At 50.4% G+C, this 10,945-nt stretch carries 7 protein-coding genes; 3 read left to right on the top strand and 4 right to left on the bottom strand.

The features are described from left to right. The first annotated feature begins 159 nt into the window (after nt 1–159). The 3 genes from PAEVO_RS29525 to PAEVO_RS29515 all read left to right on the top strand — a co-directional run bounded on the left by PAEVO_RS29525 (nt 160) and on the right by PAEVO_RS29515 (nt 4,112). Complete coding sequence (locus PAEVO_RS29525) at nt 160–1,170, top strand: DUF2332 domain-containing protein (protein WP_207797555.1); 1,011 nt, start codon at nt 160–162, stop codon at nt 1,168–1,170. 234 nt (nt 1,171–1,404) lie between these two features. Further along, nucleotides 1,405–2,793, top strand: coding sequence for a class II fumarate hydratase (fumC, locus tag PAEVO_RS29520; protein ID WP_100541045.1), 1,389 nt, complete (start codon nt 1,405–1,407; stop codon nt 2,791–2,793). A gap of 284 nt (nt 2,794–3,077) precedes the next feature. Continuing rightward, entirely contained in the window at nt 3,078–4,112 is a 1,035-nt protein-coding gene (locus PAEVO_RS29515; protein WP_100541044.1) for a hypothetical protein, read from the top strand. 142 nt (nt 4,113–4,254) lie between these two features. Here PAEVO_RS29515 and PAEVO_RS29510 read toward each other — a convergent pair whose 3' ends face one another. The 4 genes from PAEVO_RS29510 to PAEVO_RS29490 form a co-directional block, all read right to left on the bottom strand. After that, complete coding sequence (locus PAEVO_RS29510) at nt 4,255–4,809, bottom strand: hypothetical protein (RefSeq protein WP_243390988.1); 555 nt, start codon at nt 4,807–4,809, stop codon at nt 4,255–4,257. Between the two features lie 123 nt (nt 4,810–4,932). Continuing rightward, the gene (locus PAEVO_RS29505; protein ID WP_100541042.1) at nt 4,933–6,522 is read right to left on the bottom strand and encodes a PTS sugar transporter; all 1,590 of its coding nucleotides are present in this window, start codon (nt 6,520–6,522) and stop codon (nt 4,933–4,935) included. Between the two features lie 151 nt (nt 6,523–6,673). Beyond that, the gene (locus tag PAEVO_RS29500) at nt 6,674–8,026 is read right to left on the bottom strand and encodes a hemolysin family protein (protein ID WP_100541041.1); all 1,353 of its coding nucleotides are present in this window, start codon (nt 8,024–8,026) and stop codon (nt 6,674–6,676) included. An 814-nt stretch (nt 8,027–8,840) separates the two neighbouring features. Next, nucleotides 8,841–10,700, bottom strand: coding sequence for an LTA synthase family protein (locus PAEVO_RS29490; RefSeq protein ID WP_100541356.1), 1,860 nt, complete (start codon nt 10,698–10,700; stop codon nt 8,841–8,843). Nucleotides 10,701–10,945 lie beyond the last annotated feature (245 nt).

The following is a 10,945-nucleotide window of genomic DNA, read 5'->3' as shown; positions in this document are numbered from 1 at the left end:
GGGTCGGTTCTTCTTTTTTTGTCTTCATCTTATTTTTCTTAATCAGCCCGATAAAAGATCAAAATCCACGCGCATCCTGGAAAGATGTAACATTAGTCTTAAGCAGGATAAAGGGTAATTACAACTTTAGGGGTGTGATGTACGGTGGTTCATAAGCGGATGGTCAACGTGTTTCGTCATTTTGCTGAACGGGAATGTCCGGGCTCCAGTGTGTTCTATGAGTATTTGGCGCGCCATATAGCCGATGATGAAGAGGTGCTGCAAGTCGCTGCTTTTGTTCCTGCAGGCCAGCCTGTACCCAATATGCTATTTGGCGCCGTTCAATATTTGCTGCTCCAGGGTGAGGGGGCGGAGCTGAGGGCATATTACCCCGGCCTTGTGGAGCATCCGAAGGAAATGAGCTCCTGTTATCCCCATTTTCGTTCATTTGTGCTGAGGCATGAGACGGCTATTATCGGAATACTGGAGAGCAAGCGGGTACAGACGAATGAAGTCCGCCGCTGTGCGTATTTGTATCCGGTGTTCTGCTCGATCTATGACAAGGTCCGTAAGCCGCTTGCCTTGGTGGAGCTTGGAACCAGCGCCGGCTTGCAGCTGCTGTGGGATCGATACAGCTATTCCTATGGAGACGCGGCGAGTTACGGCCTTGCGGGGTCGAAGGTTCATATCACATCGGAGATCAAGGGAGGGCGCACGCCGTTCCTGCTGGCTTCCAGTCCTCCGGTCGTCTATCGGATGGGGATCGATCTGCATGTGAATGATGTGCGAAACCCGGAGCATTTGTTGTGGCTGCGGTCTTTAATCTGGCCGGGTAATCACGACAGGGTATCCATGCTGGAACATGCGGCAGAGGTGCTGAAGCAGCAGTCCGGGCTCCAGTTCCGGGAAGGGGATGGGACCGCGCTGCTTCCCGATATCGTGAAGGGCATCCCGGAGGAGGCCGTCATTTGCGTATTTCATACGCATGTGGCCAATCAGATTCCGGAGGCGTCCAAGCAAACACTGCGGCATCACTTAAATGAAATCGGAAGCATCCGCGATATCGTGCATGTCTATAACAATATGCAGGATGAAGATCTCCATGCGGACTATATCCTCGGGGGCGTGCGAAGCGAGTTTACGGTCGCCCGGACGGATGGGCATGCTCGCTGGTTTGAGTGGCTGTTGTGAAGCGGGAATATTGCCGGTAGCTTGAATAATCACGGCGAATCGTGTGATACCTCTGCTGTTTCAAGCGAGGCGGCGGTGAGTAAGCGAGCCCAGGAGGCAGCCGAGCCAAGGCTTTAAGCATGGAAGTCGCAGCTGTTCATCCCGTCTGTTTTTTTCTTGGGCAAGTCTATGTCATAATAGGAGAGATGGAATATAAAGCGCTTAAATTCAAGGAAGCCAAAGGAGGAAGTTGGGATGGATTATCGTATTGAGAAGGATACCCTGGGTGAGGTTAAAGTGCCTGCGGATAAGCTATGGGCAGCGCAGACACAGCGCAGTTCCGAGAATTTCCGGATTGGAACCGAAACGATGCCGAAGGAAATCATTCGGGCGTTTGCGATATTGAAGAAAAGCGCAGCCATTGTGAATGGCAAGCTCGGCAAGCTGGATGCAGACAAAGTGAATGCGATTACGACTGCCGCCGACGAGATTGTGGCCGGCAAGTGGGATGAGCACTTTCCGTTGGTGGTTTGGCAGACCGGCAGCGGCACACAGTCCAATATGAACGTGAACGAAGTCATTGCGAACCGTGCGAATCAACTGCTTGAGCAAAAAGACAGCGCGCTGCGCGTTCATCCCAACGACGACGTTAACAAATCCCAAAGCTCTAACGATACGTTCCCGACAGCGATGCACATGGCCGCGGTCGTGGCCGTGGAAGATTATGTGCTGCCCGCGCTGCGCCGCTTGAAGAAAACGCTCGAGAAGAAAAGCGATGAATATAAGGACCTGATCAAAATCGGCCGTACGCATCTTCAGGACGCCACACCGCTGACCCTAGGACAGGAAATCAGCGGCTGGCACCGGATGCTCGAGAAGTGTGAATTGATGCTGGCTTCCGCCGTAGAACCGCTGCGTGAGCTGGCTATTGGCGGTACTGCCGTCGGTACCGGCATTAACGCTCATCCGAAATTCGGAGAAATGACGGCTGCCGAAATCAGCATGCAAATCGGAAAAAGCTACACGTCCGCCAGCAACAAGTTCCATTCGCTGACCAGCCATGACGAGATTGTATTTGCCCATGGGGCGCTGAAGGCGCTGGCTGCCGACTTGATGAAAATCGCCAACGACGTTCGCTGGCTGGCAAGCGGTCCGCGTTCCGGGATTGGTGAAATCTCGATCCCTGCCAATGAACCGGGCAGCTCCATCATGCCGGGGAAAGTGAACCCAACCCAGAGCGAGGCACTCACGATGGTGGTCTGCCAAGTGATGGGCAACGATGCCACGATCGGTTTTGCAGCAAGCCAGGGTAATTTTGAGCTAAACGTATTCAAACCGGTCATCATCTATAACTTCTTGCAGTCCGTACGCCTGCTGTCGGATGCCATGGACTCGTTCGACCAGAATTGTGCGGTCGGCATCGAAGCCAACCTAGACGTTCTCCGTGCAAACATGGAGCGGTCGCTGATGCTGGTGACGGCGCTGAATCCGCATATCGGATATGAGAATGCCGCGGCCATCGCGAAAAAGGCACATAAAGAAGGGACAACGCTTCGCGAAGCCGCGCTGGCAAGCGGTTTATTGAGCGGAGAGGATTTTGACCGGATCGTTCGTCCGGAAGAAATGATCCATCCGAAGGAGTAAGGCCCAATGTTTAGAGCTTGATCGGAAAACAGGCCTCGGTTGAACCCCAGCCCATTTCACCACGGTGAAGTGGGTTTTGGTTTTTAGATGATAGAATGATAAGGTTTCAGGGAAGCTGAACCATATTTGATAATCGCAGGGCAACCTTATTCTAAACGCGGTCTGCCTTCTGTGAGAGAACATCGATAGAAATTTTTCTTCTCCCAAGCTCCACAGCGGTTATAATAGGGTGTCAGGATTTGACCATGATTCACAAACCATATGCATGAAGGACGGATGATAACTTGAGGAAACATCAATGGATTGCCACGCTGCTCTCTCTGATCTGCACCGGGCTCGGGATGTTTTATATCGGGACGCCGGGCATGATGATAGGCGGAACGCTGCTTATGGCGCTTCAGGGAGCGGCTTTGTTTATTTTTTTCATGACATTGGGATTTTTGGGCATGCTGATTGGTCCAATAGCTATTGGGCTTCATATTATAGGTCTGATTATACCGGTTATTTACTTCAACTACCGATCGCCCAAGAAACCGATGTTCGACGAGAAGCGGCGGCGCCAACTATCCTCTCCTTGGAAAATCATCGTGCGGACGGTGATCGGACTGGCCTTGTTCGCCGGGGCCGTATACGCGGGGTACACCTCGGGATCTGCTCCGTTTATGAAGACGGCTGCTGAGAAACGGGTGGTTCAAGAAGCGGCAGAGTCCTATCTGGAGCAGAAGTACAACGAACCCTTTAAGGTAACGGACGTGGACTATACCTGGGCCACCAGCTCGTATCAACTTCGAGCCCATCCGGAACAGGAGCCTGAGCTGGTATTCACCCTTAGCAGTAATGATAGCAGCCCCCCAACCATATCGAACGATATATATCTGAACCTGCTGTGGGGGCAACAGCTGAGAGACCAGCTGAAACCTCTGCTGGCTGAGCTTTATCCGGACCAGGCGTTTGCGGACGCCTATGTCAACGCCGATTTCGACACGGTTGAGCGTGATTATAACCAACTCGCAATTGCCGACGGAAATGTCAGTCAGAATATCCGTTTAATCGTATTCGCGGATTTGACGGCGAATAACTTGGCGCAGGAGAAGGAACGGGTGCTGGAGCTGATTCGGCGGCTGCCTTCGGTGACGGTGCCGGGGGAGACGGACCTTCACATTGAATATTATGGGGCGGATTTGAAGACGCCGGACCGTGTGAAGAAGCTAGAGCAGGATTTGGATATGAACGGGAAACAGAGCACCCATATTTTCAGAGAGTTTGATATTTCGAAAATCACGTCCACGGATGACATTGAAATCAGAGGACTGGAATGAAGAATGTGAAGGTTTTGAAAGATTGAAAGATTGAAAAGATTGAAAGATTGGATTGCCTCCAATCAGATTAAAAGCCAGGCGGAGTTTGTGACTCTGCCTGGCTTTTTAAGTATTCGTAAGGGGAGTAGATATATGGGGGGCTTCAGCGCAGGGACAGGTGAATGGTGCGCCCTCTCTGGGTCTTCGTCATGGTCAGCTTCAGATTTAAGGCTGTAGCCATGTCTCGGACAGGTACGTAGAGGGTGTTCTTTATGAAGAGGGGCCCGTCGTACTTACTCTCATCGAGCTTGCAATGGTCCGATTCTTCAGGGCATAGCTTGGCCGGCTTATAAATGTCGATATCGTTCACATTCATCTCTTGCGTTGCCCGCCGGACGATCGTATATCCCCATCTGTCGTTGCCCCATACCGATACCGAGGGATTGTTCGCAGCCTTCAAGTCATACTGATGAAAGTTGTCCAACTCCTTCTTCAGCGTATAGGAGATTTCATACCCTACTGCATCGGCTAAGGACTTGAGCGGAACGTACGCCTTGCCTTTGTGAACTTGCACGTCCGTCATGAGGGTGCCTGCCGCCTTCACGGAATAGCCTTCCGCGTCGTTAGCGGCTGCTTGTTCGCTGTTCCAGATTAGCGAAGCGGCTAGCAGGACACCTGTCAGCGCGAACAGCGATATTCTTCTGAATTTCACGATCATAATAACCTCCTTCCGTTATTTCGAATAGGTATAGGCATCGAATTCAGGAGCCTATCTATAATATAAACTCTTTTTCAGGCCAATTGGTTAGCTAAAATCCTGCATATTGGAACTGACCATGTACTACATACTGACGGTGTTCTTCGCATCTCGATAACCGGACAGTTTGTTTACGAAGAACGTAATAAGGAACGAGCAGAGCATGCTGGCTGCCATGGAGATCAGGAAGCCAATGGTGTTATTCGATGTGATGGGACCGATGAAGGAAGGCACGTAGGCGGTTCCCCGAACGCCGAATAAACCGACGAGCATGCCGCCAAGACCTGCGGAAGCAATCGCTCCAGCGAACACAAGCTTGTTCGAAAACATGAAGGGATAGGCGGCTTCAACGAAGGTGCCAAAACCCATATTGATGGCAAACCCGGGAGCCGCTACGGCCGCCTCTCCCTTATCCCGAGGGGCGATAATGTTGGCCAGCGTGATGCCTGCGGACACCATCACCAGACCAACCATATCGACTGCCCCGAGGAAGCTGTTGCTTGTCGTCTCCATCTCCAGCAGTACAATCGGCAGGATGGCCGCATGATAGACGCCGCCAATGATCGCGGGCCAGATCAGCAGGCCTGCAATCAAACCGGCTATGGCCGGGCTCCAAGAAACAAGCGTTTCGATCAGGAAGCGGATGCCTTGTCCTGCACTCAGCGCAATCGGCGCAATAAGGAAGTAAACCAGCAACCCGGCAATCAGTCCGGATATACCGCCTGCCACGATGTTGACCGTGGTTGCGGGGAAACGCCACTCCACGCATTGACGGAACACGTAATGGACGATGATCCCTGCGCCAATTCCGCCAATGATGCCTCCGATAATGCCCCCTTCCACGGAGAGGACACCTGCCACGATGCCTGCCACGATGGATACCTCGTCCAGTTCGGACACCTGCTTGGCTGCGATAACAGCGACGATGACCGGCAGCGCCTTGATCAATAGATCAAACACCTCGGTCAGCGAGGATAACCCCGGAATTTTGCTGACTGCCAGGATCAGGGCCATGCCGATGAAACCGGGGAGGGATGCCATCATAATGCCCCGAATATTGATTCTCCGCCATGGCGACGAGCTTCCTGGCGCCCCGTGAAGGTTCGCGGTTGCATTTCCGATGACCGGCCGGTACGTAAGCCGCCAATGCTTGCTGAGGGAAGTAACAAAGGTGACCGCGCGGGTTCGGTTGGTTGTTCCGGTTGTACCCGAGGCGGCGATGACATGCGCGCCTTTGGTCTGTATGATGGCCATGGAAGTTCCGCCGGTACCGGTCACTGGCAGTCGGAATTTAGCAGCAGCCTCAATGGCGTGCCGGTTGCTGCCCTCAGGGTCGGCACTCATGACGATAATGCCGTCAATTTCGCCGAGTTCAATCTGCTCGGCAATCTCTAGGTCCAGACGTTCAGCCGCTTGATTGACCTGCCGAAGCGTACCTTCCGCGATAATGACCGGCTCCCCTTGAGACATGCTCCAGCTGTAAAGAGCAGCAGGCGTTGTATCCTTAGCTGCATCCATGGAGACCTGGGCAGCGATAAACTGCAGTGCCCCACAGGACAGGCCTGCGCTCTCCAGCTGCATCAATATCTCATCCAGCAGCTTGCGCGGGTCTTTGCCGCCGAGATTGTACAGATTGCCGCCGCTGCTTCCAATGATAGCGATTTGACGATTCATGACTTGCAGCCCCCCATATGTATGAAATTAGATTATTTCTATATTACAGCAGAGTTATAACTTGTTAAAGTGTTAAAATGTTTTGCCGTCATGCGAAAAGCCGCCATGCATAACCCGGTAAGGGCTGCATGGCGGCTTGGCTATTTGGTATCTATTCGTTGTTTTCGCTTGCGGCCGCAACGGCAGCTGCTTCTTCCGCTGCTGTTTCGGGTGTTTCTTTAACGATTTGCAGCTTCGTGTAGCGGTGAGTCTTCTTCTCGATCACGGTAAATGTCAGGTCACCGTAACTCCATGTATCGCCTTTGGCAAGCTCGGAGTTATGTCCGTACAACCAGCCGCCGATCGTATCCAGGTCATCGGTGCTCAGGTCGGTGTGAAGCAGGTCGTTGATCCGGTTGATGGATACCTTGCCGTCGGCAATAATCCGGTTCGGCTCAGGTTGAGTCAACTCGCGTTCTTCATCCTCGTCGAATTCGTCGCGGATCTCCCCGACGATCTCCTCCAGAATATCCTCGATGGTGATCATCCCGGAAGTGCCGCCATATTCATCGATCAGGATGGCCATATGCGTGCCTTCCTGCTGCATTTTGCGAAGCAATTTCTTGATCGGAATCGCTTCGGATACCGTCATGGCCGGATGAATCAGCTTGGTCAAGTCGATGTTGGAATTGTCATCGAACTCCAGGAAGAACTGCTTGGTGTTCACCATACCGACGATCTGGTCCTTGTCACCGCGTACAACCGGAAAACGGGTGTACTGCTCGCGCTTGATGATCTGCAGATTGGCGGCAAGCGGCTTATCCACATACAGGCAGATCATATCGGTGCGGGGTACCATAATCTCCTTGGCAAGCATATCATCAAAAGCAAAAATTCGGCTTACATAACCGTATTCGGCTTGGTTGATCTTTCCGCTTTCATAGCTGTCGCTCAGAATCATGCGGAGTTCTTCTTCCGAGTGAGCTTCTTCGTGCTCACTGGCAGGATGCATGCCGAACAGACGAACGATCTTGTTGGCGGATCCGTTCAGCAACCAGATGAACGGGTACATGATCCGGTTAAACCAGATAATAGGTGTCGCACAGATGAACGACACGGCTTCCGCTTTATTAATAGCAATCGTCTTCGGTGCAAGTTCACCGATAACGACGTGAATATAAGTCATGATAATAAATGCAAGCAAAAATGAGATGAGCGATGCGATAGCGGCAGGAATGGAAAAGCTATCAAACACCGGGTGAAGAATTTTCTCGATGGTCGGTTCCCCGAGCCAACCAAGACCGAGTGCCGTGATGGTAATTCCCAGCTGACACGCAGACAGGTATCCATCCAGATTCGAAGTTACCTTTTTGACGGCGAGCGCGCCTTTGCGACCTTCCATTACCAATTGGTCTACCCGGCTGGGACGAAGTCTTATAATAGCAAATTCCGTCATAACGAAAAAAGCGGTAGCTGCGATAAGCACAGCGACTAAGAATAAATTTAAGCCTATACTGTCTTCCAAACAAAACACATCCTTTTTTATCTGATCCGAATTAGTTTTTTAATAACCATCACTTACTATGCATGGCTGCCAACATAATTCGACCGGAATTTTAAAGGGTCTAGCATCATGTGCTTGAGGAGCAGAAACATACCGGTATCCGTGCGGAATGTAACGATATGCAAGGAAAGCAGAGACACATGGCGTTTTGACTCCGGCATCAACCGAACAGGTTCCGGGCTCTTGGGTACCGGCGTTGGCGATGGAAGAGTCCCTTCAGACGCTTCCATTCCCTGCGTAGCGGCAGCGGAATCCGTGATGTCCACCAGAGGAACATTCGTAAATAAAGCAATCAGAAGAAGGCCAAGTGTTGAACATATAATTCTGTTTATCCTTCGTATGGGGTCCAAGTCGGATCGTCACTCCTACAATTCATAATCGATTTGTTCATAAAAAATATATGGCTTAATTGTCAGCGTATGAGTATGAAGTCTTTCGAGTTGTTGTACGTAATTTCACCACGAATGCGGGTTTCAAAACAAGGTATATTGTTAAGATGATAAAATTTACAAGTTTCAGCGAAGCGTAAGCAACTCTTTAATCGCATTTATAGTTTTGGGGTCCCCGCAAAGTATTTGGAATAAGCATCGAAGCATAGGCTCCACTTTGTGGGGCTATTTTATTAATCATAAGAAAAAGTAAGCCACTATGTCAAATAACCGTTGCCTTCGGCTGTATAAACCCTTATACATCAAGGGATTCCGGCGATACTCTACCAAGTGAAAATAGGACAACCCTCCGATTATCCGAAAGAGTTGTCCTATTAAGCAACGGGCTATTTATGGTATGGCAGCTGTCTGATATAGCTGTCCGACAGATGAAGCAGCTGCAGCGCGCGTTCGAATTCTTCCTTGGTCGCCTGGGTCTTCTTCTCGTCCGCGTTCGGAAGCGGATGCTTGGTCCCATCCTCAAAGCCGATTCCCGGAATGTACAGGGTCGTATTGTTGATAAATGTACCGGATGGAAGGTAGTACCGTTCCGGCAGCAAGTTATTATCGGTGTGGTTTAACAGATCCTGACCGAAATGAAGCTGATGGTCCATCGATACGCCGAGGAGGTTGGCCACCGTCGGCAAGAGGTCGATCTGCCCGCCGACTTGCTCCTTCACTTCCGGCTGAAGACCTTCTCCATGGATCATAAGCGGGATATTGATCATATCTCCGGAGTTATAATCACGGCCATAAATTTCGTGCATCAGCTCTTTATCCTTGTTGTCCAAGGAATAAATCGGCAGTCCGAGGTGGTCGCCGTAGAGAACAACCAGGCTGTTATCCCACACGCCGTCTTTCTTCAGCTGCTCAATGAATTTACCAAGCGCATCATCGGCATAATTCTGCGAGCGGATGTAGTCGCCGACGAAGGTGCCTTCATATCGCTCCGGCAGCGTCATCCGATATTTATCTTCGGGAATCGTAAACGGATGGTGAGCCGACATGGAGATGACCTGGGTATAGAATGGTTTATCGGCTTCGTCCATCTTTTTCAGCTCGGCCGCCGTTTTGGAATACAGGGCATCGTCCGAGGCACCGAAGAACAGTTTATCTTCATCACCGAAGAACGCTTTATCGTAATAACGGTTGAAACCGAGGGCCTTGTACAGCTCTCCGCGATTCCAGAATTCCACTACATTGGTGTGGAAAGTGGCCGTATCATAACCTTCCCCTTGCAGCAGTCTCGGCAGGCTTGGCAGAACTCTGTCTGCATAATGCTGCGTTGCCGCACCACGTGGCGGAATGTAGAATGACGTATTCACCACAAACTCGGCATCCGAGGTATTCCCCTGACCGACATTCTGGTAGAAGTTCGGGAAGTATAAGCTCTCTTTGGCGAGTTTGTTCAAGTTAGGCGTAATTTCTTTACCATCAATGTTCAAACCGATTAAGAACTTCTGGAAGGACTCCATCTGGATGATAATCAGGTTTTTCCCTTTGGCTGCACCCGAGAGCAAGGCTTCCTGATCAGCCGCTCCGAGGCCCTTCAATTCATTGACTTTATCCTGCGTGATGGTCTTGGCATCCACGAGCTCTTTGTTCTCCTGCTGGAAAATCGTGTAGGCTTCGTAGTTAAGAATGCCCATTTCCTGAGCCTTCACGATTTCGTTCATGCTGGCGCGGTTCGGCATAATCTGGAACAGGCACAGCATTAAAGAAACGACAAAAACGATAGGAATAATCTTGCGCTTTTCTTTCTTGGCATGCCGAATCTTCCATTTTTTAACGCGGTCACTGCGCCATAATAGAAAAAACATACCGATGATATCCGTGAAGATCAGCAGATAGTAAGGGTCCATCAAGGAGAACACGCTATTGCTTACCGCGGTTACCTGATTGACCTGCTCCAGCGCATGATACGTAACAATGACACCGTAATATTTATAATACATAATGGCTGCAAAGAATATGGCGGTCAGCAATAAGTTAACACTCATATAGGCAGCGAGCTTTCGCTTGGAAGCGAACCATTCGATCAAGCTGAACACAAGCCAAATAAAAGGAATTTCCGTAATGAGCGGTTTCCATGGCATGACATCATCAAAAATGACCATCCAGGCTACGTAGCTTTTGAGCAGCATAATGACAGAGAAAAATATAAAAGGCTTCGTAATCGTTAACCGAAACCGCGAGGTGGAGAACACCTGTATCGCCTTCCTTTCAATGCCGCCGTACACCATTTTTGAGAACTGCAGCGGCGATCCGTTATTTAAGAATCGATAGACGTTATTCTTACTGTTGATATACATTCCGTATACCATTTATTTTACAAAATGAATGAACAGAACTATTATGACCTCTTCGGAGGAGGTTGTCAAAGAGTTAAAGTAAGTCCTTAAGCTTCTTATAACAACATGAAAAAGACAGTGACAAAACCGGCCATCGCCGG

Origin of the sequence: Paenibacillus sp. GM2FR (assembly GCF_002803325.1) — a bacterium.
Taxonomy (GTDB): Bacteria; Bacillota; Bacilli; order Paenibacillales; family Paenibacillaceae; genus Paenibacillus_AQ; species Paenibacillus_AQ lautus.
This window is presented reverse-complemented; position numbering and strand designations above follow the sequence as displayed.